The organism is Amycolatopsis nalaikhensis, from assembly GCF_030264295.1.
GTDB classification, from domain to species: domain Bacteria; phylum Actinomycetota; class Actinomycetes; order Mycobacteriales; family Pseudonocardiaceae; genus Amycolatopsis; species Amycolatopsis nalaikhensis.
The window spans coordinates 8,481,547-8,502,335 of record NZ_CP127173.1 but is presented as its reverse complement, the minus strand read 5'-3'; the positions used below and the strand labels follow the sequence as shown (position 1 = coordinate 8,502,335).

20 protein-coding genes are annotated in these 20,789 nt (G+C 71.0%); 7 read left to right on the top strand and 13 right to left on the bottom strand.

From position 1 onward, the window contains the following. Window positions 1-24: 24 nt before the first annotated feature. The 5 genes from QP939_RS41290 to QP939_RS41270 are packed head-to-tail and all read right to left on the bottom strand — an operon-like array spanning window position 25 to window position 5,402. The gene (locus QP939_RS41290) at window positions 25-891 is read right to left on the bottom strand and encodes an NAD(+)/NADH kinase (RefSeq protein ID WP_285452050.1); all 867 of its coding nucleotides are present in this window, start codon (window positions 889-891) and stop codon (window positions 25-27) included. Window positions 892-921: 30 nt separating this feature from the next. After that, window positions 922-2,397, bottom strand: a complete 1,476-nt coding sequence (locus QP939_RS41285) for a flavin-containing monooxygenase (protein ID WP_285452049.1) — start codon at window positions 2,395-2,397, stop codon at window positions 922-924. Further along, the gene (locus tag QP939_RS41280; protein WP_285452048.1) at window positions 2,394-3,239 is read right to left on the bottom strand and encodes an SDR family NAD(P)-dependent oxidoreductase; all 846 of its coding nucleotides are present in this window, start codon (window positions 3,237-3,239) and stop codon (window positions 2,394-2,396) included. Before QP939_RS41280 ends, QP939_RS41285 begins: the two co-directional genes overlap by 4 nt. Next, on the bottom strand, window positions 3,223-4,113 hold the full coding sequence (locus QP939_RS41275) for an alpha/beta fold hydrolase (RefSeq protein ID WP_285452047.1): 891 nt from the start codon (window positions 4,111-4,113) through the stop codon (window positions 3,223-3,225). The genes QP939_RS41280 and QP939_RS41275 overlap by 17 nt, the downstream gene beginning before the upstream one ends. Then, window positions 4,110-5,402 carry a cytochrome P450 gene (locus QP939_RS41270; RefSeq protein WP_285452046.1) on the bottom strand — a complete coding sequence of 431 codons (1,293 nt, stop codon included), beginning with the start codon at window positions 5,400-5,402 and terminating at the stop codon, window positions 4,110-4,112. The genes QP939_RS41275 and QP939_RS41270 overlap by 4 nt, the downstream gene beginning before the upstream one ends. An 86-nt stretch (window positions 5,403-5,488) precedes the next feature. Here QP939_RS41270 and QP939_RS41265 point away from each other — a divergent pair, with 86 nt between their 5' ends. Further along, entirely contained in the window at window positions 5,489-6,076 is a 588-nt protein-coding gene (locus QP939_RS41265) for a TetR/AcrR family transcriptional regulator (RefSeq protein ID WP_285452044.1), read from the top strand. Window positions 6,077-6,079: 3 nt separating this feature from the next. Here QP939_RS41265 and QP939_RS41260 read toward each other — a convergent pair whose 3' ends face one another. The 7 genes from QP939_RS41260 to QP939_RS41230 are packed head-to-tail and all read right to left on the bottom strand — an operon-like array spanning window position 6,080 to window position 11,305. Beyond that, window positions 6,080-6,940, bottom strand: coding sequence for a hypothetical protein (locus QP939_RS41260; protein WP_285452043.1), 861 nt, complete (start codon window positions 6,938-6,940; stop codon window positions 6,080-6,082). Further along, on the bottom strand, window positions 6,940-7,386 hold the full coding sequence (locus QP939_RS41255) for a hypothetical protein (protein ID WP_285452042.1): 447 nt from the start codon (window positions 7,384-7,386) through the stop codon (window positions 6,940-6,942). Before QP939_RS41255 ends, QP939_RS41260 begins: the two co-directional genes overlap by 1 nt. 26 nt (window positions 7,387-7,412) lie before the next feature. Then, window positions 7,413-7,691 carry an HPr family phosphocarrier protein gene (locus QP939_RS41250; RefSeq protein WP_285452041.1) on the bottom strand — a complete coding sequence of 93 codons (279 nt, stop codon included), beginning with the start codon at window positions 7,689-7,691 and terminating at the stop codon, window positions 7,413-7,415. Window positions 7,692-7,702: 11 nt separating this feature from the next. Continuing rightward, window positions 7,703-9,151, bottom strand: a complete 1,449-nt coding sequence (locus tag QP939_RS41245; RefSeq protein WP_285452040.1) for a PTS fructose transporter subunit IIC — start codon at window positions 9,149-9,151, stop codon at window positions 7,703-7,705. A gap of 2 nt (window positions 9,152-9,153) precedes the next feature. Continuing rightward, window positions 9,154-9,606 (bottom strand): PTS sugar transporter subunit IIA, encoded by a 453-nt coding sequence (locus tag QP939_RS41240; RefSeq protein WP_285452038.1) that lies wholly within the window; start codon window positions 9,604-9,606, stop codon window positions 9,154-9,156. Beyond that, window positions 9,603-10,547, bottom strand: a complete 945-nt coding sequence (gene pfkB / locus QP939_RS41235) for a 1-phosphofructokinase (RefSeq protein WP_285452037.1) — start codon at window positions 10,545-10,547, stop codon at window positions 9,603-9,605. The genes QP939_RS41240 and pfkB overlap by 4 nt, the downstream gene beginning before the upstream one ends. Beyond that, a complete protein-coding gene (locus QP939_RS41230; RefSeq protein ID WP_285452035.1) occupies window positions 10,544-11,305 on the bottom strand; it encodes a DeoR/GlpR family DNA-binding transcription regulator in 762 nt (253 codons plus the stop codon). The genes pfkB and QP939_RS41230 overlap by 4 nt, the downstream gene beginning before the upstream one ends. 103 nt (window positions 11,306-11,408) lie before the next feature. Between QP939_RS41230 and QP939_RS41225 the strand changes: the two genes are divergently transcribed. Further along, the gene (locus tag QP939_RS41225; protein ID WP_285452033.1) at window positions 11,409-12,974 is read left to right on the top strand and encodes a phosphoenolpyruvate--protein phosphotransferase; all 1,566 of its coding nucleotides are present in this window, start codon (window positions 11,409-11,411) and stop codon (window positions 12,972-12,974) included. Here the strand turns inward: QP939_RS41225 and QP939_RS41220 are convergent. Beyond that, complete coding sequence (locus tag QP939_RS41220) at window positions 12,971-13,945, bottom strand: SEFIR domain-containing protein (RefSeq protein ID WP_285452031.1); 975 nt, start codon at window positions 13,943-13,945, stop codon at window positions 12,971-12,973. The two genes, QP939_RS41225 and QP939_RS41220, sit on opposite strands and share 4 nt — an antisense overlap. 226 nt (window positions 13,946-14,171) lie before the next feature. On the opposite strand from QP939_RS41220, the gene QP939_RS41215 reads away from it, so the two are divergent. From QP939_RS41215 to QP939_RS41195, 5 genes are all read left to right on the top strand, one after another. Continuing rightward, window positions 14,172-14,777, top strand: a complete 606-nt coding sequence (locus QP939_RS41215) for a toll/interleukin-1 receptor domain-containing protein (protein WP_352248733.1) — start codon at window positions 14,172-14,174, stop codon at window positions 14,775-14,777. Window positions 14,778-14,780: 3 nt separating this feature from the next. Then, window positions 14,781-16,415 carry a CATRA system-associated protein gene (locus tag QP939_RS41210; RefSeq protein WP_285452029.1) on the top strand — a complete coding sequence of 545 codons (1,635 nt, stop codon included), beginning with the start codon at window positions 14,781-14,783 and terminating at the stop codon, window positions 16,413-16,415. Then, the gene (locus tag QP939_RS41205; protein WP_285452028.1) at window positions 16,412-17,086 is read left to right on the top strand and encodes a hypothetical protein; all 675 of its coding nucleotides are present in this window, start codon (window positions 16,412-16,414) and stop codon (window positions 17,084-17,086) included. Before QP939_RS41210 ends, QP939_RS41205 begins: the two co-directional genes overlap by 4 nt. Beyond that, a complete protein-coding gene (locus tag QP939_RS41200) occupies window positions 17,086-20,154 on the top strand; it encodes a helicase HerA domain-containing protein (RefSeq protein WP_285452027.1) in 3,069 nt (1,022 codons plus the stop codon). Before QP939_RS41205 ends, QP939_RS41200 begins: the two co-directional genes overlap by 1 nt. Before the next feature lie 65 nt (window positions 20,155-20,219). After that, window positions 20,220-20,768: a dihydrofolate reductase family protein gene (locus tag QP939_RS41195; protein WP_285452026.1), complete on the top strand. Its 549-nt coding sequence runs from the start codon at window positions 20,220-20,222 to the stop codon at window positions 20,766-20,768. The last annotated feature ends 21 nt before the right edge of the window (window positions 20,769-20,789 follow it).

Sequence of the window (20,789 nt, the reverse complement as noted above, 5' to 3'; positions counted from 1 at the left end):
CCCGGGCCCGGTGTGACGCAGCCCTCAGTGCTCGCCGTCGGCGGGGATCTCCGCCGAGTCCGTCAGCCGCAGCTTGCGGCGCGCCCGCTGGTAGAACGTCGTCATCCCCAGCCGGACCACCCGCGCCGCGCTCGGGCGGGCGCGCAGGTCGAGGCGGTCGCCGGGGGAGACGTACCCCGCGACCTGGCCGTCGACCTCGACCGCGAGCCGTCCGCTGGTCGGCAGCAGCTCCAGCGTCACCTCGTCGCGCACCGACAGCACCACGCCCCGGCTGTACGCCGAGTGCGGCGCCGCCGGCGTCACCAGCAGCGCCTCCACCGACGGGCTGGTGATCGGGCCGCCGGCGGAGAAGCTGTACGCCGTCGAGCCGGTCGGCGTCGCGACGACTACCGCGTCCGCCGAGTAGCTGACGAACGGCTGTCCGCCGACGCGGACCGCGACCACCGCACTGCCGTCGCCGGGCACGCGGACCACGGCGATGTCGTTGAACGCCGTGATCTTCCGGCCCTCCAGGACGGCGTCGACGGCCAGCCGCGGCTCCACCGTGAACTGGTGGTCGTCGATGGCCGACAACGCACCGGGCAGGTCGGGCACGTCGACCTCGGCCAGGAACCCCAGCTTGCCGAGGTTCACCCCGAGCACCGGCGCGCGCTGCCCGTCCGCCAGCCGCATGGCCCGCAGCATCGTGCCGTCGCCGCCCAGGCTGACCACCAGGTCGGACCGGCGGCCGAGCTCCTCGGCCGTCACCCCGATCGCCGCGCAGTCGAGCCGGACGATCTCGTCGGCGATGCCGAGGATCTCGATGCCCCGGTTGCCCGCCCAGCCCAGCACGGCTTGGACGGCGGCCGCGGAGTCGCGGCGGGGGTGCAGGACCAGGCCCGCGCTGTGCATGTCAGTGGCTCCGGGGGAGCGTGCCGAGCGTCATGCGCCCAGTCTGCCCGCTCCCGCCGGTCGTCGCGAGAAGCGCAGGGCGCCGTCGTCGATCTTGCCGTGCCGGAGCTTGACGACGTCGTGCGCGTAGCTCATGCCCAGCTGCCACGGCGCCCGCGAACCCGCCTTCGGGAACTCGTCGATCGACCGCTGCACGTAGCCCGCGTCGAAGTCCAGCAGCGGCCGCTCGGTGACGGCCGGGTCGTCGTTGACCGGCACGGCCTGGTCGAGCCCGTGGCGGTCGAGGTGGCGCAGCAGCCGCACGACGTACTCGGCGACGAGGTCGGCCTTCAACGTCCACGACGCGTTCGTGTAGCCGATCGTGAAGGCGAAGTTCGGCACGCCGCTGAGCATCATCCCCTTGTACGCCATGGTTTCCGGCAGCTTCACCGGGTCGCCGTCGACGACCAGGTCGATGCCGCCGAAGGCCAGCAACCGCAGCCCGGTGGCCGTGACGACGACGTCCGCTTCGAGTTCGTCGCCCGACTCGAGCCGCAGCCCCTGCTCGGTGAAGGTCGCGATCCGATCGGTCACGATGGAGGCGTCGCCGCGGCGGATCGCGCGGAACAGGTCGCCGTCCGGGACCAGGCAGAGCCGCTGGTCCCACGGCTGGTAGCGCGGCTTGAAGTGGGTGTCGACGGCGTACCCGGGCGGCAGCTGCTTCATCGCGGCCTTGCGGATCATCGCCTTGACCACGCCCGGGCGGCGCCGGCTGAGCTGGTAGATCAGCGTGCTCACCGCGACGTTCTTCCAGCGCGCGATCGGGTAGGCCAGCCGCGCGCCGAGCAGGCCGCGCAGCCGGTTGGCCAGCGCGTCCTCCGACGGCAGCGACAGGATGTAGGTGGGGGAGCGCTGCAGCATCGTCACGTGCTCGGCGCGATCGGTCATCGCCGGGACGAGCGTGACGGCGGTCGCGCCGCTGCCGATCACGACGACCTTCTTGCCGGTGTAGTCGAGGTCCTCGGGCCAGTGCTGCGGGTGCACGACCGTGCCACCGAAGTTCTCGATGCCCGGGAACTCCGGCGTGTGCCCGGACGCGTAGTCGTAGTAGCCGCTGCACAGGTAGAGGAACTTGGCGGTCAACACCACGGGCTGGTCGTCGTGCACCGCCTCGACCGTCCACAGTGCGTCCTCTGTGGACCATTCCGCGCGGACCACCTTGTGCCCGAACCGGATGTGCCGGTCGATCCCGCCTTCGGCCGCGGTGTCGCGGACGTACCGCAGGATCGACGGGCCGTCCGCGATGGCCTTCGCGTCGGTCCACGGCCGGAACCGGTAGCCGAGGGTCTGCATGTCCGAATCGGACCGGACACCCGGGTAGCGGAAGAGGTCCCAGGTGCCGCCGATGCCGTCGCGGGCCTCGAGGATCGTGAAGGTCTTGCGCGGGAACGCCGTCCGCAGGTGGTGGGCCGCGCCGACGCCGGAGAGCCCGGCGCCGACGATCAGCACGTCGACGTGGTCGGTCATCGCACGGCCTCCGTCCGCCGCGGGCGCCTCATCACGCGCGAGAGCACGGCGTTGTAGTGGGTGGGGGTGATGCGCGCGAGCGCGTCGAAGAGGTAGGCGTCCGGGCCGACGAGGATGCGGGCCTTCCCGCGGTCGACCCCGGCGTGGATGACCGCCGCGGCCTTGTCCGGCGACGTCATGGTCATGGCCTCGAACTGCGCGGCCAGCTGCTCCTGGGTGCGGCCCAGTCCTTGCGGGTCGCGGCGCACCCTGGCGTTGCGCGCGATGTTCGTCGTGATGCCGCCGGGGTGCACGGTCACGGCGCGGACCGCGGAGCCGCGCAGCTCCTGCCGCAGCGACTCGGTGAACCCGCGGACGGCGAACTTCGCCGCGCAGTACGCGCTCTGGTATGGCACGCCGAGCAGGCCGTACACGCTGGAGGTGTTGACGATCGCGCCTTCGCCCTGCTCGACCAGGATCGGCAGGAACGCGCGCGTCCCGTGCACCACGCCCTTGAAGTTGATCTCGTGCAGCCAGTCGTCGTCCTCGGGGACGGCGTCGAGCACGGTCGAGGTCACCGCGACCCCGGCGTTGTTGAACACCGCGGCCAGCGGCGCCGGCAGCCAGTCCTTGACTTCCGCGGCGAACCGCAGCTGGTCTTCGGCGTCGCGGACGTCGAGCACACGCGTCAGCACCTTGCCGTGCAGGGCGGCGGCGGTGGCCTTCAAGCCGTCCGCGTCGACGTCGGCCAGCGCGACCGGCGAGCCGAGCCGGGACAGCCGGGTCGCCAGCGCCCGGCCGATGCCGGACGCCGCCCCCGTGATCACCACCGGTCGGCCGGTGAGGCTACGAGGCCGGGACATCGCTGCTCCTCGCGTGCTTGTCGATGAGGTCGAGGACGGTCGGCCACGCGCCTTCCGGCAGGTCGTGCCCCATGCCGCGGATGGTCTCGAGGCGGGCGCCGCGGATCGCGCGGGCGGTCGCGGCGCCGCCGGTGGGGTGCACCATCCGGTCGCGGTCGCCGTGGACGACCAGCGTCGGCGCGGTGATCCCGCGCAGTTTCGCGGTCCGGTTGCCGGACTTCATGATGGCGGCCAGCTGCCTGCCGACACCGCCCGAGGTCGGGTCGCGGTCCCAGCCCGTCCCGGCCAGCTCGCGGACGAAGGCCTCGTCGAACGGGAACCCGTGCGAGCCGATGTGCCGGAACATCCGGACCGCGCTCTCGACGGCCTCTTCGCGGGTGCGCGGCGGCTTCGCGCCCATCATCCGCAACGTCGAGAGCGCGGGGCGGCCGAGCAGGCGCGACCCGGTCGTCGACATGATCGACGTCAAGGTGCGCACGCGCGTGGGGTGCAGCGCCGCGACGGTCTGCGAGATCATGCCGCCCATCGACACGCCCGCGATGTGCGCGGTCTCGAGGTCCAGCGCGTCGAACAGGCCGACGGTGTCGGCAGCCATGTCGGTCAGGTCGTACTGCTCCGGCGGGAACCGGCCCGCGAGCATCCCGAGCAGGCTCGGCGGCCGGAACCGCGGGTGGGTCGAGCGCCCGGCGTCGCGGTTGTCGAACCGGACGACCTCGAAGCCGCGCCCGGCCAGCTGCACGCAGAAGGCGTCGGGCCAGCTGTGCAGCTGCTGGCCGAGCCCGGCGACCAGCACGACCGGGTCGGCGCCGCGGTCCCCGATCCGTTCGTACGCCAGGGAAATGCCCCGCCCGACGTCGGCGATCTCTTCGGTCACGAATCTCCTCCGGTGCTCCGGCGGCGCACCACCGCGCGGCCGCCCTTGGCGGGGGCGTAGGCCACGCCCCGCGAATGCCAGCGTTCGCCCGCCTCGGTGGTCGGCACGAGCGTGAAGTCCCGCAGCAGAGTCCGCAGCACGACGGACATCTCCATGGTCGCGAAGGCGGCGCCGAGGCAGCGGCGAGTACCACCGCCGAACGGGATCCACTGGTAGAGGTCCGGGCGCGCGCCGGCGAACCGGTGCGGGTCGAACTTCGCCGCCTGCGGGAACACGGCGTCGTCGTCGTGGATGAGCGCGATGCTGACGAGGACCGCGTACCCCTTCGGCAACGTCCACCGGCCCAGCTCGAAGCCGTCCTGCTTGACCTGCCGGGCGGTGAGGTCGATGACCGGGCGGGTGCGCTGGACCTCGAGGATCGTGGCGTCGAGCAGCTTGCTGTCGCCGGTTTCGAGTTCCGCGAGCAGCGCGGGGTGACGGCGGAGGCGTTCGACGGCCCAGGCCAGCGTGGTCGCGGTGGTCTCGTGCCCGGCGGTGAGCAGGGTGAGGAGCTGGTCGGAGATCTCTTCGCGGCTCAGCCCGGAACCGTCGTCGTACCGGCTCTGCAGCATCATGGCGAGCACGTCGTCGCCGTCCGGGCTCGCCTTGGCGATCAGCCGGTCGACGATCGCGTCGTACTCCCGGCGCATCTTCTCGAACCGGCGCCAGGGGTTGAAGCGGCCGCGTTTCGTGATCGGCAGCACGGCGAGCCGCGAGCCCAGGGTGACGAACGGCGGGAGCAGCTCGCGCAGCTCCGCGAACTCGGCCCCTTCGGCGCCGAACACCGCGCGGAGGATGGCGTTGAGGGTGATCCGCATCATCGACGGCAGCGTCGCGAACGGTGTGCCCTCCGGCCAGGTGGCCAGCTCGCGGACGGTTTCCTCTTCGACGATCCGCTCGTAGGCCGCCAGCCGCTTGCCGTGGAAGGGCGGCACCAGGAGCTTGCGTTGCCGTTTGTGCTCGTCACCGGAAAGGGCGAACATCGACCGCGGGCCGAGCACCCGCCCGAGGTTGACCTCGAGGTTGTCGACGAGCTCGGGCCCGGAGGTGAACAGCTGCTTGATCTCGGCGGGGTCGCTGATCACGACGGCGTTGCCGAAGATCGGCACGTTCACGGTGAAGGCGTCGCCGTAGCGCGCTCTGAGCCGCCGCATGCCGCGCAGCGGCTGGGTGAGCGCGTAGGCGCCTTGGACGGCGCGCGGTGCGGCCGGCCCCGGTGGCAGCGCCACGGGGCGCGTCATGGTCGTCATCGACCCCTCCCGAACTGGTGGTACGCGAACGTACCGTCGGTACGGTACGCCGGTGTACCATCCGGTTTCAAGAGGAGGGATATACGGTGGCTCTCGTGGACGTCGACACCCGCCGGCACCGGCAGCGGCTGCTGGACGGGCTCGCCGCGTCGATCACCGAGGCGGGCTTCCGCGACACGACGGTCGCCGACATCGTCCGCCGCGCCCGCACGTCCCGCCGGACGTTCTACGAGCACTTTTCCAGCCGTGAAGAGTGCTTGATCGCGTTGCTGGCGGACGCCAACCGCGCGATGATCCAGCAGATCTCCGACGCGGTCGACGCGCGCGCCCCGTGGGCGGTCCAGGTCCGCCAGGCGATCGAGGCGTGGATCGCGTGCGCGGAGTCCGAACCGGCGATCACGCTGAGCTGGATCCGCGACGTCCCGGCATTGGGCATCGCGGCCCGGGAGCTGCAGCGCGACGCGATGGAGGGGTTCATCGCGATGACGCAACGGCTGACGGACACGCCGGAGATGCGCGCGGCGGGGATCAACCCGCCCTCGCGCCAGCTGTCGATCATGCTCCTGGGCGGGCTGCGGGAACTGATCGCGACCACGGTGGAGGACGGCGGCCGGGCGAGCGACGTCACCGAAGTCGCGGTGCGGGCGTCGATCGCCCTGCTCGGCCCGGCCTGACCGCTAGCTCACGTCGACGGTCAGCTTCGGGGGATCGCGCAGCTCGTCGTCGACCTTGTCCAGGCGCGCGGTCAGCTGCTCGATCGCCGCTCGGGCGTCGTCGCAGATCTTGTTCGCGGCCACCAGGTACGAATCGCAGATCTCCCAGTAGTTGGCGCCGCCGATCGCCGCGGGGTCCTTGCGCCGCTGCGCGCCCTCGACCGCGTCGGCGAGCACCCTGTCCAGCTCGAGGACCTTGTCGAGTTCGAACGGGAACTTGCCCAGCACCCAGTCGCCGATGGCCTTGAAGACGGTCAGGCCGACCCGCTCGAAGCCGGGGTCGGTGAACGTCTGGGCCTGCAGGGCCCCGACGAACTGCTTCATGACCTTGACCATGTCGGCCCGCGCCTGCTCGAAGATCTGGGAGTACGCGATGAGGCACTGGCCGAGTTTGCCGACCGCGAGGATGTAGGGCTCGCTGTAGTTCTCCAGTTCTTCGCGGTAGGTCTGCACCCCCACCGCGATGTCGCCCGCCCACCGGCCGAGTGCCGCACCGAGCGCGCTGTCGAGGTTGTTGAGGACGTCGATGCCGGGGTGTTCTTCCGCGGCCGACTTGTAGCGCAGCTCGTCGATGGCTTGCCACGTCTGGTGCATGACCTGGATCTGCTGCTGCGCGATCACATCGGACGGGTAGAAGAACCGTTCGAACGGGTAGTTGGCCCAGCGGTCCGGATGTGGGCCGGTGGGGCCGTATTCGTGGAGCAGCCAGTCGACCCAGCCCGCCACCCAGCGGGCCCACAGCGCGACTTCGCCGCACTGGCCCTCGTACCGGTCGAACTGCGGGTAGTGCCCCGGCGGCCGATCGGGGAAGTACGGCGGCTGCATCAGCGGTGCCCCCCGTCCGTCCAGGTTTCCCCGATACGCCGGAACCGCTCGCTCGCGGCCGCGTCCGACTCGGCGTAGAGCTTCGACGCACCCTGCAAACCGCTCTGCAGGCGCCGTGCCGTGTCGACGAAGGCGTCATTGTGCGAAATGAGCTTGTCGAAGATTTCCTTGAACTTCTTGTCGAACCTCTCGCAGGCGTGGAAGAACACCCCGGCGTCGCCGTAGTCGCCCAGCAGGGCGGAATTCCCCTCGACCACGGCCTGCGCCTGCTTGACGGCCGAAGCGTGCGCCTCGAAATGCGTCACGGCCTCGGTCGCCCGCTCGGCGGCGTGCTGGACCAGCTTGGGATCGACTTCGAATCCTTGCACCATCTTCCCCCTTCGCGACCACGGGTCGCGGCGCGGGCGCAACCCGGCAAATCGGTCTGGATGGTACTCCCGTCGCACGCCGCCGGAGGGGACTTCCGGAGAACTCAGGCGTCGAGGTCCCGGGCGATCAGCTCGGCCAAGGCGTCGACGGACACCTGAGCGGCGTCACCGTCGGCGGTCAGCTCCACCTCGTCGCCGTGTCCGGCGCCCAGGGTCATCAGCCCCAGGACGCTGGCCGCGTCGACCGGTTCGCCCGCCACCCCGCCCACGATCTTCGCGATGCGAACCTTCGCCGGCTGACCCGCCGCCGTCTTCGCGACCAGCCCCGCGGGCCGGGCGTGCAGCCCGACCGCGCTGGCCACGAGGGTGCGTCGTTGGTACACAGTGGACTCCTTCACGCGTTGACAGTCTGACCGGACACCGCGGCGGAGCGCGACGCCGCACGGAAGCGGACCTGCTTGAGCGCGATCACCGACCCGGCGGCGACCACCGTCCCGGCGACCAGCGCCACCAGGAACAACAGCGGGCTGCCGATCAGCGGGAGCACGAAGATCCCGCCGTGCGGGGCGCGCAGCGTCGCGCCGAACGCCATCGACAACGACCCCGTCACCGCCGAGCCGAGCATGATCGACGGGATCACCCGGAACGGGTCCGCCGCGGCGAACGGGATCGCACCTTCGGTGATGAACGACGCCCCGAGCAGCCAGGCCGCGCGACCGTTCTCGCGCTCGGCCTCGGTGAACAGCTTCTTCCGGACCGTCGACGCGAGCGCCAGGGCCAGCGGCGGCACCATCCCGGCCGCCATCACCGCGGCCATGATCTGCAGCGACGCCGTCGCGCCCGTGGTCAGGCCGCCGACCGCGAAGGCGTAGGCGGCCTTGTTGACCGGCCCGCCCATGTCGAACGCCATCATCAAGCCGAGCAGCGCGCCCAGCAGCAGCGCGCTGGCGCCGCTCAGGCTGTTGAGCCAGTTCGTGAGCCCGGTCGTCGCCGCGGCCATCGGCTTGCCGACCACCACGTACATCAGCACACCGACCACAATGGACCCCAGCAGCGGGTACACCACCACCGGCATGATGCCGCGCATCGCCTTCGGCACCTGGATCTTCTTCAGCGCCATGACGACACCACCGGCCAGGAGCCCGGCGACGAGACCGCCCAGGAACCCGGCGCCGACGGTGACGGCGATCGCGCCGCCGACGAACCCGGGCGCGATCGCCGGGCGGTCGGCCATCGCGAACGCGATGAACCCGGCCAGGACCGGCACCAGGAAGTCGAACGCGGCACTGCCGATCTGGAACATCAGTGCCGCCCAGCCCGCGACCGAACCGGCGTCGAAGTGCTCGGTGACCTTCGGCGCGTCGACGATCCGGTACCCGCCCAAGGCGAAGCTCAAGGCGATCAGCAGCCCGCCCGCCGCGACGAACGGGATCAGGTAGCTGACACCGGTCATCAGCCACTGGCGGACCTTGGTGCCCGCCTTGTCGTTCGCGCCGACCTTCGAGGTCAGCTCCGGGGCGGCCGCGGGGGCGACGGGTTCCCGGGCCGCGGCCTTCGCGCGTTCGAACAACCCGGCGGCGTCGTTGATCGCGGCCTTGACCGGCGCCTCGACGATCGGCTTCCCGGCGAACCGTTCCCGGCCCCGCACGGCGAGGTCCGCGGCGAAGATGACGGCGTCCGCACTCGCGATGTCCTCTGTGGACAGTGGTTCGGACCCGGCGGAGCCCTGGGTTTCGACGACGATCGTGTCGCCGTTGGTCTTGGCGGCCTGCTCCAGGGACTCCGCGGCCATGTAGGTGTGGGCGATCCCGGTGGGGCAGGCGGTGATGGCGACGAACTTCATGGTCAGGCCACCTCCTGGCGGATGTAGTCGGCGACGACGTCGGCGTCGGTGGCGTCCAGGAGGGTCTGCTTGAACTCCGCCCGGACGAGCCGCCGCGCGAGGGCGGCCAGCACCTTGAGGTGGTCGCTGCCGCCGCCTTCGGGCGCGGCGATGAGGAAGATCAGCTTGGCCGGGCCGTCCGGCGCGCCGAAGTCGACGCCGGTTTCGCTGCGGCCGAACGCCAGCGTCGGCGTGGTCACCGCGGCCGAGCGGCAATGCGGGATGCCGATGCCGCCTTCGAGCCCGGTGGCCATCTGCTCCTCGCGGGCGGCGACGTCCTTGAGGAAGAGGTCGAGGTCGGTCACCCGCCCGGCGTCGACGAGCCGCTGCGCGAGCGCGCGGGTGGCGCTGTGCTTGTCGGCGGCGTCGAGGCCGAGGTCGACCAGGTCGGCGGTGATCAGGTCTGCGGTGGTCATGCGGCGGCTCCGCTTAGGGTGAGGGTGGGGTCGGCGTCGAGCACGCGCACCTGGTCGGGGTGCACGTCCTCGGGCGTGGGCATGCGGCTGCCCTCCTGCGTGACCGCGGCGGTGCCGTAGGCGACCGCGGTGCGCAGGGCTCGGGGGCCGGTCCCTCCCGCGTGGAGGAACCCGGCGAGTGCGGCGTCTCCGGCGCCGACGGTGCTGCGCACGGCGACCAGCGGGCCGAGCGCGTGGCGGGTTTCGGTCGGCTCGACCAGCACGGCGCCGCGCGCGCCGAGGCTGACCAGGACACTGCCCACCCCGCCGTCGACGAGCTCGCGGCAGATCGCGACGACGTCGCCGAGCAGCGGCAGCGGGCGGCCGGCGAGCTCGACCAGCTCGTCGAGGTTCGGTTTGAGCAGGTCCGGGCCGCCCGCGACGGCCGCGGCGAGCGGGGCGCCGGAGGAGTCGACGGCGACCTTCGCCCCGGCGTCGCGCGCGAGCTTGGTAAGTCGCGCGTAGAAGTCGTCGGGTACGCCGGCGGGCAGGCTGCCGCAGCAGACCAGCCATTCGCCGCGCGCGGCCAGCTCGACGGCGCGGCGTTCGAGAGTGGCCAGCTCGGCGGGGGAGATCTCCGGCCCGGGCTCGTTGATCTTCGTCGTGGTCCCGTCGGCTTCGACGAGCGTGATGTTGCTGCGGGTCGTCCCGGCGATCGGCACCGCGACGACCGGAACGCCCTCGGGGGCGAGCAAGTCGGCCAGCCGATCGCCGACGAGGCCACCGGCGGGCAGCAGCGCGACGGTCGGCGTCCCGGCCGCGGCCAGTGCGCGGGCGACGTTGACGCCCTTGCCGCCCGGGTCGAGGCGTACGGCTTCGGCCCGGTTCACTTCGCCGCGGCGGAGTTCGACGAGGCGGGCGGTCCGGTCGAGGCTCGGGTTCGGCGTCACGGTGACGATCACGCCAGCACCACCTCCGGGCCCGCCTCTTCGAGCTCGGCCACCGCGCCCGCGTCGATGCCGCTGTCGGTGACCAGGACGTCGATCTCCGAAAGGCGTGCGAAGCGGCTGAGCTGGTCGGTGCCGTACTTGCTGTGGTCGGCCAGCAGCACCCGCTTCCGCGCGGCGGCGACCACGGCGGCCTTCACCGCCGACTCCGCCATGTCCGGCGTCGTGCAGCCGTGCTCGGCGGAAAAGCCGTTGGCGCCGAGGAAAGCGACGTCGACGAGCAGGCCGTCGAGCGCGTGCAGCGTCCACGCCTCGACCGCGGCGAGCGTCGTCCCGCGGACGCGGCCGCCGAGGATGTGCAGGGTGACGCCGGGGCGGGTGGCGAGGATCGAGGCGACCGGGATCGAGTTGGTGATCACCGTGAGGTCGCGGTCGGTGGGGAGCAGCGTCGCGAGCCTGCTGGTCGTGGTGCCCGCGTCGAGCAGGATCGAGCCGCGGTCGGGCACGAGGTCCAGTGCGGCACGGGCGATCGCGTCCTTCTCGGCGGCGTTCGTCTGGTCCCGCTGGGCGACCTCGGGTTCGAAGTCGAGCCGCTCGACGGCGACGGCGCCGCCGTAGACGCGGCGGACGACGCCCTGGCGTTCGAGGACGCCGAGGTCGCGGCGGATGGTCTCGGGGGCGACACCGAGTTCGGCGGCGACGTCGTTGACGTCGACACGGCCGTCGCGACGTGCGCGTTGCGCCAGGAGCTGATGCCGTTCGGCGGCGTACATGCCCGTTCCTCTCCGATGTTTGCCCGTTGCCGTTTGATTGTGCCCGTTGTTACCGTACTGTCAATCCCCAGTTACGAGATCCTTTGCTCCTGGAGGTCCCGCGATGTCGTTGTCCGGAGTCGGAGTCAGCCCGGGCCGGGTGTCCGGCCCGCGTGTCGTAGTAGCCGCTGACCTGCCGGAACCCAGTTCTGCGCCGGTTCCGGACGCGCTCGACGTCGAAGCGGGCAAGATCGGGCCCGCGGCGGCAGCGGTGGCGGCCGAGTTGTCCGATCGTGCCCGTTCCGTGTCCGGAGACGCCCGATCGGTCCTGGAGACGACGGCGGCGATGGCGTCGGATCCGGCGCTGATCGCGTCGGCGGAACGGTTGGTCCGCGAGCGCTCGCTACCCGCGCCGCGCGCGGTGTGGGAAGCGGCGGGGGAGTTCATGACGGCGCTGCGGGCCGCGGGCGGCTACATGGCCGAACGGGCGACCGACGTCGCGGACGTCCGGGACCGGATCGTGGCGTCGCTGCTGGGGCTGGCCCCGCCGGGGGTGCCCGAGCTGAGGTCGCCGAGCGTGCTGGTGGCCCGCGACCTGGCCCCGGCGGACACGGCGGGCCTCGACCCGGACTTGGTGCTGGCACTGGTGACGGAGGAGGGCGGCCCGACGAGCCACACGGCGATCTTGGCCAGGGCGCTGGGAATCCCGGCGGTGGTGGCGTGCGCCGGAGTTCTCGCATGTGACGCTCCCGGCCTCACGGTCGACGGATCGGCGGGCGAGGTGACGGCGTCCGACGGCGTGGTGCGGGCATCGGCCCGGAAGTCACGTCCGGAGTGGGACGGCGTCGGCCGCCTCGCCGACGGGCACCGCGTGAAGCTGCTGGCGAACGTGGGGTCGCCCGCGGACGCGCACGCGGCCATCGCGGCGGGAGCCGAGGGAATCGGGTTGTTCCGCACGGAGTTCTGCTACTTGTCGGCCGAGGAGGAGCCGACGGAGGCGGCGCAGCGAGAGGCGTACGCGGCGGTGCTGGCCCCGTTCGCCGGCCGGCCGGTGGTGGTCCGGACGTTGGACGCGGGGTCGGACAAGCCGTTGGCGTTCTTGCCGATGGGCGCCGAGCCGAACCCGGCGCTGGGCGTCCGGGGGCTGCGGATCGCGTTCGACCGCCCGGAGTTGCTGGACCGCCAGCTGTCAGCGATCACAGCGGCGGCGGCTGACACAGGCGTCGAGCTGTCGGTGATGGCCCCGATGGTGGCAACGGCCGCCGAAGCGGCTTGGTTCGCGGCGCGCGCCCGAGCGGCGGGGATCGGCCGGGTGGGGGTGATGATCGAGATCCCCGCGGCGGCGCTTTGTGCTGAGGAGATCCTCGCCGAGGTGGACTTCGTTTCGTTGGGGACGAACGACTTGGCGCAGTACGTGTTCGCGGCCGACCGCCAGCTGGGCGCGGTGGCGTCGTTGAACGACCCGCACCAGAAGGCGTTGCTGCGGCTGGTGGGCATGGTGGCGGCGGCGGGAGTGGAGGTGGGCAAGCCGGTGGGGGTGTGCGGCGAGGCCGCGGCGGACCCGTCACTGGCGCCGGTTCTGGTGGGCGCGGGGGTGACGTCGTTGTCGATGAATGCGGTGGCTTTGGCCGGGGTGGGTGCTGCGTTGCGCGAGGTCGACCTGGAAGCTTGCCGCGCTTTGGCGCCTTAGCTCACGGTCGGATCGCCGAAGGCGAGTTCGGGCGGCCGTCCGCCTCGCCGCGTGACGACGACGGCCGCGGAGCCGAAGGGCGAGGCGGTGACACCGGGCCGCGCCATCTCGAGCCGCAGCAGACGGGCACCGGAGACGTCGAGGTCGATGGTGGCCGGCTTCCCGGCGGCGACATCGTGTTCGGAGCGCGGTGTCCCGTCGAGGACAACGCGCACCCGCCCGACCTGGAAGGCGTCGGTGGCGTCGTCGAGCACCCCGGCGACCGTGGTGAAGCGCTGGTAGTGGCCACCCAGATCGAGCTCGACGAATCCCGGCCCGGCGGCGGTCGGGGTGGTCGGTCGCAGGACGATGCTGTGCTCGTACTGCACACCGTCGATCGACGCCGCACCGCGCCGCACGCCCTTGCTGGCGCACAGCCACGGTAGTTCCTCTGCTGCGACTTCCGCGGGTTCGCAAGCACCGCCGAGCCAGGTCCCGCGCTCGGGCATGGGGTACTGGCCCTGGCCGGTGATCGCGGAGAGCAGGTCGGCGACGCCGTCGTCAGTGAACTCCACGATCTCGTACCGCGTCGTCGAGTAGGGGTTGAGGAACTCGGGGATGTCGTCGATCGAACCGCCGGGCAGGACGACCGGCAGCACCCGGCGGGTGCCGTCCTCGATGTCCTTGGTCAGCTTGTTGCGGATGATGGCCGTCTCGAACTGGGCGCCGCGACCTTCGTCCGGCGCCGCGTCGCCCTCGGCTCGCGCCCGGTACAGGGGAGACGCCACGACCAAGACGTAGTCCGCCGCCTTGAGGTTCCGGGTGGCCCACAGCGACCAGTCGGTGCGGAAGTTGTCGTGCCACTGGTCGAGGATGACTTCGAGGCCGATCCGGCTGCGCAGGAACGTCGCGAACCGCCGGACCTGGTCTTTGTGCTCCGGAGTGTCGTGCGAATAGCTGACGAAGACCCATGGTGCGTCGTGCTCGGGCATCGGCTTCCCCTCGGGATCGGTCGGTGATTCACCGATCCGGGAGATCGGTATTCCGGAGACGCTTCGCGACTTCGTTTGCCTCCGACTGTCATGTATCCGCGCTGGGTCTCTTTGTCAAGATGCATTTTCCGACCGCGTGGCGGAGGTGGCCAGTTATTGTCCTGGATCTGTCAGGTTTCACGCCTTCTTCGATGATGTACGGCGGATCTAGGATCGGATCCGCCTGGTGGGGAGCGGTGAAGGAGCGAAGACACGCGTGTACGAGTACGACGTGTTCATCAGTTATCAACGCTCCGGCCACGATGTCCCGGCGTGGGTGCGAAATCATTTTCACCCACGGTTGACCGAAGTGCTGGACAACAACCTTTACCGGGACGTCAAGGTATTCCTGGACGACCAGATCCCGACGGGGGCGAACTGGCCCGGTCAGCTGCGATCGGCGCTCTTGCGGACCCGCGTGCTGGTGCCGGTGTGCTCGCCGAAGTACTTCAAGGACGAGTGGTGCCTGGCCGAGTGGCACTCGATGGCGAAGCGGGAAGAGCTGGCTGGCGACGGTCATCCGCGTCAGCTCATCTACCCGGTCATCTTCTGCGACTCGTGGAACTTCCCCGACTACGCCAGCGAGCGGCGCATGCGTGACCTGCACAAGTGGAGCCAGCCGTTCGAGCACTACCAGGCCACGCCGGAGTACATCGGGTTCAACGAGCAGATCGGGCAGATCGCCAAGGAGTTGGAAGAGCTGATCGAACTCGCACCGGACTGGCGTGCCGACTGGCCGGTGCTCACCCCGGCCCCGGAACCGCCGAAGCGGGCGCGGATGCCGAGGTTCTGACCCATGCCAGGATCGGTGTTCACCTTCTACTCCTTCAAGGGCGGGGTCGGGCGGAGCTTCACGCTGGCCAACGTCGCCGTGCTGCTCGCCCGCTGGGGCCACCGGGTGCTCTGCCTGGACTGGGACCTCGAGGCGCCCGGCCTCGTCGACTACTTCCGCCCGCGGCTGCCCCGCGGCCCCGGAGGCGGCGTGGTCGACCTTGTCGACGACTTCCGGCGCGGCCGGTTCGCGCCCGGGGCGCACGTCCTGCGGCTGAAGGACGTCGGCGAGCTCGACTTCATCGCGGCGGGGCGTGAGGAGCCCGGCTACATCGGGCAGGTGCAGGAGATCGACTGGGAAGGCCTGTACGACGAAGGGTTCGGCGAGTACCTCGACAAATGCCGTGAGCAGTGGGCCGCGGACTACGACTTCGTCCTGATCGACAGCCGGACTGGGATCTCTGACATCGGCGGGATCTGCACGGCGCACCTGCCGGACCATCTCGTCCTGCTGTTCACGGCGAACCGGCAGAGCGTCCTCGGCGCGATGGAGGCGGCCCGGCGCGCCGACGCGGCACGAAACCTGCTGCCGTTCGACCGCGCGCGGCTGACCGTGCTCCCGGTGCTGTCGAGGTTCGACAACCGGGAGGAGTACGACCGGTCGGAGGCGTGGCGCCGGATCGTCGTCGAGGAGACAGCCGAGCTGTACCGGACGTGGCTCGACCAGGCGGTCGAGCCGGAGACGATGTCGCGTCACCTCACGTTGCCGTACGTCTCCTACTGGAGTTTCGGCGAGCAGCTGCCCGTGCTGTCGGAGAAGACGCCGAGCGCCGACCAGATCGGGTTCGCCCTGGAGACGGTCGCGGCCGTGATCGCCTGCCGGCTGGACCGGACCGACCTCCTGGCCGAGAACCGCGACGCCTACGTGGCCGCGGTGCGGGCGAGCCGGCAGCAGTTCAAGCACGAGCTGCGGGTGAGCACCCCGCGCACGGCGTTCGGCACCGCGACCGAGCTGGTCTCCGAACTCGAAAAGCGGGACGTCCGCGCGGTGAAGTCGCTCTCGGGCGATCGTTCGCTGCTCGCGCGCACCGACGACGACGCGCGGCACCTGTGCCTGGTCGTCGACGGCAAGGTGAGTCGCTGGCAGGCGGCGGAGGTCGAGTTGTTCCTGCACCGCACCCTCGGCCAGGACCGCCGGGTCATCCCGATCCTGACAGCTGGCACCGAAGCGGCGGCGTTGCCGGGCTATGTCGGCAACCTTCGCTACCTGCGGCTGAGCGCGTCCCGCGGTCCGGCCGAGGTGGCCCGCGACCTGGTCGGCCAGCTGAAGGGCTTCGCCCCGCTGGTGGACACCGACGAAGACCTTGATCTGGTGGCGCTGCTCGGCCAGGCCCGCGGCGCCCGGCTGCGCCCGTCCCGTTGGGACCTGGTCGACGAGCTGGTGACAACCCTGCAGACGGCCGTCGGCGCGGGTGACGGCGACCGGACTCGCGACCTCGCGACGGAGCTCGCGGTGGTGGTGAAACCCCGCACCCCGAACGGCGACGACCACCACGCGGCTCCACCGAGGGTCCGCCAGTCGATCGACTGGCTCCTGCGGACTCTCGACGCCCGCGCCCAGACCACGACGAAGCCGAACCACCGGAAGGATCTCGGATGACCGACCGCTTGGGACACAAGCAGACCGCGGCGATGTTCACGTTGATGGTGCTGGGCCGGGAGGTGCCCAACAAGGAGCTGGAGGAGACCGTGGGGTTCACCCTCACGGGCAAGGACCGGACGCACCTCGACGAGCTCGGGTACGTCGCGAGCGAGCCGACGGGGCCGAGGAGGAGCTTCGTGCACCAGCTGAGCGATCGGGGATGGGCCTGGTGCGAGGACGAGCTCGCCGTGGGCAGCCCACCGCCGCCTCGGGGACACAGCACGCTGGCCGCGGCCCTGTACGTGTTGCTCGGCGGCTTGCACGAATACCTCGTGCGGGAGGACAAGCGGCTGTTCGAGGTGTTCGGCCCGGCTGGGTTGCGGCCCGCCGGGCCTGTTCAGGAGCGGGAATCGGAAGACACCTCGGTCGGCAACCTCGAGGACCGCATCCGCATCGCCTATAAGGAGCTCGTGAAGGAACCCCGTGGCTGGGTGGGGTTGGTTGACCTGCGGCCGAAGCTCGGCGCGCCCGCGGCGGAGGTCGACGCCGTGCTCAAGGAACTGAGCCGCGACGGAAAGGTGCACCTCGTCCCCGAAGACAACCGGAAAGTCCTGACCGCCGCCGACCACGAGGCGGCGATCCGCATCGGCGGTGAGGACAACCATCTGCTCTCGATCGAGGCGTTGTGATGGACGAGCTGAAAGCGCTGGCGACCCTGAGCTTCGACTGGGCGGACACTCCCGACCACGTCTGGCGGGATTCCCCCTACCACGTCGACGGTTTGCACGCCGAGGCGCTCGCCGCGCTCGACACGGGCATCCGCGACGCGGCGACCAGTGACGGGCCCAGCCCGATCGGACTCGTTCTGCGCGGCTTGAAGGGAGTCGGGAAGACCCACTTGCTCGGTCTCGTCCGACGCCACGTGCACCGCGCGCGAGGGTACTTCTTCCTCGACGACGTGACCGCGGCCGAGGCGTTCTGGGAGAACACAGCCGAGGCCTTGCGCCGCGGGCTTTCCCGCCCGGACGATTCGGGTGAGTCGCAGCTGAAGAGCTTCCTGCTGCGGGTATGTCTGCGCGCCCACGTGGACGCCGAGGTCGAGGCGAGGATCCGCCGCGGCCGCGGGCTGACCCGGGACGACGTCGAAGCGTTCGTCGACGGGGTGGCGTCCCTCGACGCGATGGTCGCGGACGAATGCGGCGACACCGCCCGGGCTCTGGTCCTCATCGCCAGCCGGGACCGCGCCGCCAAGTACATCGGCGACGACTACCTCGACGGTGACGCCGAACTGACGTCCGAAGCCCGCGAGTGGAACATCTACTCGCGGCCGAAGCCCTCCCGGGTCCTCGTGCAGGAGATCACGCGGCTGCTCGCTCTCACGGGCCCGGTCGTGATCGCCGTGGACCAGCTCGACACCCTCGTCGCACGGTCGATGAAGCGCACCCAAGAGATCGGCGACCGGGCCGAGGAAGACCTTCTTGTCGCCCAGATCGCCGACGGGCTCATGGGACTCCGGGAGGTCACCCACAAGACCCTCACCGTGCTGGCCTGCCTGCCCAGTACGTGGGACCAGATCAAGTCGACGGCGGCCGCGACCGTACCCGACCGCTTCCGCGAATCCGTGACGCTCGGCCGGATCGTCGATGCCCGCCTCGGCCGGGCGCTGGTTGAGAGACGGCTGGGGGTGGCTTACCAGTCCATGGGCTTCACGCCGCCGCATCCCACCTGGCCGGTCGCACTCCCGGCGTTCGACGAACCTTGGGAGCAGTGGACGCCGAGGGAGCTGCTGAAGCGGATCGGCGCGCATATCGATCTGTGCTTGCGCGCCGGGGAGGCCAGGGAACTCACCTCCTTCGACGAGAAAGCCGTGGTGCCGGTCCCCGCGGCCCGATCCGCGGTTGAGACCGACCGCTTCGCCGAACTCGATTCCGAGTTCGAGAAGCTGAAAGCGGAAGCCGATCCAGGCGGCCTGCTCACGGAGAGGACCGTGGACAAGGTCATGCCGGGTCTGCTCTCCGCCGCCTTGCGGTGCTGGGTCACCGAAGTCGGGGACGACGACCTCGAATGGTCGTGCGAACGCCAGAACGGGCGGAGCGAGGTGCACGCCTGGCTCACGCGGACCCTGGACGAGCGCGCGGATCTCCAGGAGCACTGGGCGTTTCGTGCGATCGCGGCCCGGGATCCGCGTGCGGCCCTGAGCCGGTTCCGCAAGGCCCGCTCGGCCGCCGGCCAGTTGCAGGGCGCGGACAACCGCCACCTCGTCATCCTCCGGGACGCCTGGGGTCGTGGGGCGAAGACGCGGGAGGAAGTCGCGAAGTTCACGGCGGCGGGCGGGCGGACGGTTCCGCCCACCGCGGACGATGTGCGGACCTTCTGGGCGCTCGACCGGATGCTCGCGACGGGCGGGCGGGAGCTGCACGAGTGGCTGATCGACCGCCGACCCGCAAGCCGGTCCGAACTACTCTCCGCCGTCTTGCCGGAGAAGCCGTCGGGGCAGCCTGCCGAAGGCACTCACCCGCCACCCGCGGATGACGAGATCACCCTCGGCACCGTTGTCGGCTCCGGGGAGCCCGTTCGGGTCGAACTCTCCGCTCTTCGCAAGCACGCCGCCGTCTTCGCGGGGTCCGGTTCGGGGAAGACCGTGCTGCTGCGGCGGATCGTGGAGGAGTGCGCTCTGCTGGGGGTCTCCGCGATCGTCCTGGATCCGAACAACGACCTCGCCCGGCTCGGTGATCCCTGGCCCACTCCGCCCGATGGCTGGGGTCCTGATGACGCCCAGCTGGCCAAGCGGTACCTGGCCGAGACCGACGTCGTCGTCTGGACGCCCGGCCGCGCGACCGGGCGGCCGCTCGCCTTCCAGCCGCTGCCGGACTTCGCCGGTGTGCTCGACGACTCCGACGAGTTCGCCGCCGCGGTCGAGGTGGCCGTCGCGACGCTGGCGCCGCAGGCCCGGCTGACCGGCAGCACCGCCAAGGCGAACATCGGGCTGGCCGTGCTGCGCCAAGCCGTCGTACGGCACGCTCGGACCGGGTCGCGCAGTCTGCCCGAGCTCATCGAGCTGCTCACCGACCTGCCCGAGGACGTCAGCAACCTCAACGACGCCAACCGCATCGCGGCCGGGCTGGCTGAGACGCTCAAGGCGGCGATGGTCAACGACCCGCTCTTCGCGGGCGGTGGCGAACCCGTCGACCCGGGTGCGCTGCTCACCCCCGCCGACGGCAAGCGTGCACGCGTCTCGGTGATCAGCTTCGTCGGCTTGCAGGCCGAGGAGCAGCGGCAGAACTTCGTCAACCAGCTGCAGATGGAGCTGTTCGCGTGGATCAAGCGCAACCCGGCGGGCGACCGGCCGCTGGGCGCGCTGTTCGTGATGGACGAGGCGCAGACGATGGCCGCGTCGGGCACGCTCACCGCGAGTACGCGCAGCACGATCGTGCTCGCCTCGCAGGCCCGCAAGTACGGGCTGGGCCTGCTCTTCGCCACCCAGGCGCCGAAGGGACTGCACAACCAGGTCGTCGGCAACGCGATGACGCAGTTCTTCGGCCGCCTTAACAGCCCTGCCCAGATCGCGGCGGCCAACGAGCTGGCCAGGGCGAAGGGAAGCCCGGTGGCGGACATCTCGCGACTGGAGCGCGCCCAGTTCTACGTGGCGGGGGAGGCCTTCGGCTTCCGCCAGGTGGCGACGCCGCTGTGCCTATCTCACCACCCGGCCAGCCCGCTGCGGCTGGAGGAGGTGATCGCCCGGGCACGGGAGGAGTGAGGCTGTCGATTCCGGCGGGGTTCGTTCGACGCGTGGGTGAAGCGAACCCGACCTGAGGAGCCCCCATGATCCGCCTCTACATGACCATGTCCCTCGACGGCTTCATCGCCAGCCCGGATGATCGGCCGGGGCAGGAGCTGGGGGAGGGTGGTGGGCGGCTCTTCAACTGGCTGGACGACCGGCACGGGGACGGCCCCAGCGGGCAGGTCTTCCGGGAAGCGCTGGCCACCGGGGCCCTCATCTCGGGCCGCCGGACCTTCGAACTCGCCGGGCGGTGGGGCGGGGACCACCACGACGGGGTCCCGATCCACGTGCTCACCCGCCACGTCGATCCCGCCGATACCCCGCCCGGGAGCGCGCGGTTCTTCACCGACGTCACCGCCGCCGCGGAGGAAGCGCGGGCTGCCGCCAGGGAGCGGGATGTCATGGTGCACGGGGCGAGTGCCGCGCGCGCCCTCCTCGATGCCCGGCAGCTCGACGAAATCGAGGTGCACCTCGTCCCCGTGCTCCTCGGCGCGGGGCGTCGGCTCTTCGACGGCGCCAAGGCCGAGCTCGAACTCGTCCGGCGGCTCGAGGACCGCGACGTGCTGCACCTGCGGTACCGGGTGCGGTGACGACTGTCCTCACCGGACGGT

Coding starts and splice junctions, on each gene's coding strand:
- QP939_RS41210 (WP_285452029.1), top strand. CDS start 14,781: ATGCCAGGATCGGTGTTCACCTTCTACTCCTTCAAGGGCGGGGTCGGG.
- QP939_RS41195 (WP_285452026.1), top strand. CDS start 20,220: ATGATCCGCCTCTACATGACCATGTCCCTCGACGGCTTCATCGCCAGC.
- QP939_RS41205 (WP_285452028.1), top strand. CDS start 16,412: ATGACCGACCGCTTGGGACACAAGCAGACCGCGGCGATGTTCACGTTG.
- QP939_RS41225 (WP_285452033.1), top strand. CDS start 11,409: ATGTCGTTGTCCGGAGTCGGAGTCAGCCCGGGCCGGGTGTCCGGCCCG.
- QP939_RS41220 (WP_285452031.1), bottom strand. CDS start 13,945: ATGCCCGAGCACGACGCACCATGGGTCTTCGTCAGCTATTCGCACGAC.
- QP939_RS41240 (WP_285452038.1), bottom strand. CDS start 9,606: ATGACCACCGCAGACCTGATCACCGCCGACCTGGTCGACCTCGGCCTC.
- QP939_RS41230 (WP_285452035.1), bottom strand. CDS start 11,305: ATGTACGCCGCCGAACGGCATCAGCTCCTGGCGCAACGCGCACGTCGC.
- QP939_RS41285 (WP_285452049.1), bottom strand. CDS start 2,397: ATGACCGACCACGTCGACGTGCTGATCGTCGGCGCCGGGCTCTCCGGC.
- QP939_RS41280 (WP_285452048.1), bottom strand. CDS start 3,239: ATGTCCCGGCCTCGTAGCCTCACCGGCCGACCGGTGGTGATCACGGGG.
- QP939_RS41270 (WP_285452046.1), bottom strand. CDS start 5,402: ATGACGACCATGACGCGCCCCGTGGCGCTGCCACCGGGGCCGGCCGCA.
- QP939_RS41245 (WP_285452040.1), bottom strand. CDS start 9,151: ATGAAGTTCGTCGCCATCACCGCCTGCCCCACCGGGATCGCCCACACC.
- QP939_RS41200 (WP_285452027.1), top strand. CDS start 17,086: ATGGACGAGCTGAAAGCGCTGGCGACCCTGAGCTTCGACTGGGCGGAC.
- QP939_RS41260 (WP_285452043.1), bottom strand. CDS start 6,940: ATGCAGCCGCCGTACTTCCCCGATCGGCCGCCGGGGCACTACCCGCAG.
- QP939_RS41290 (WP_285452050.1), bottom strand. CDS start 891: ATGCACAGCGCGGGCCTGGTCCTGCACCCCCGCCGCGACTCCGCGGCC.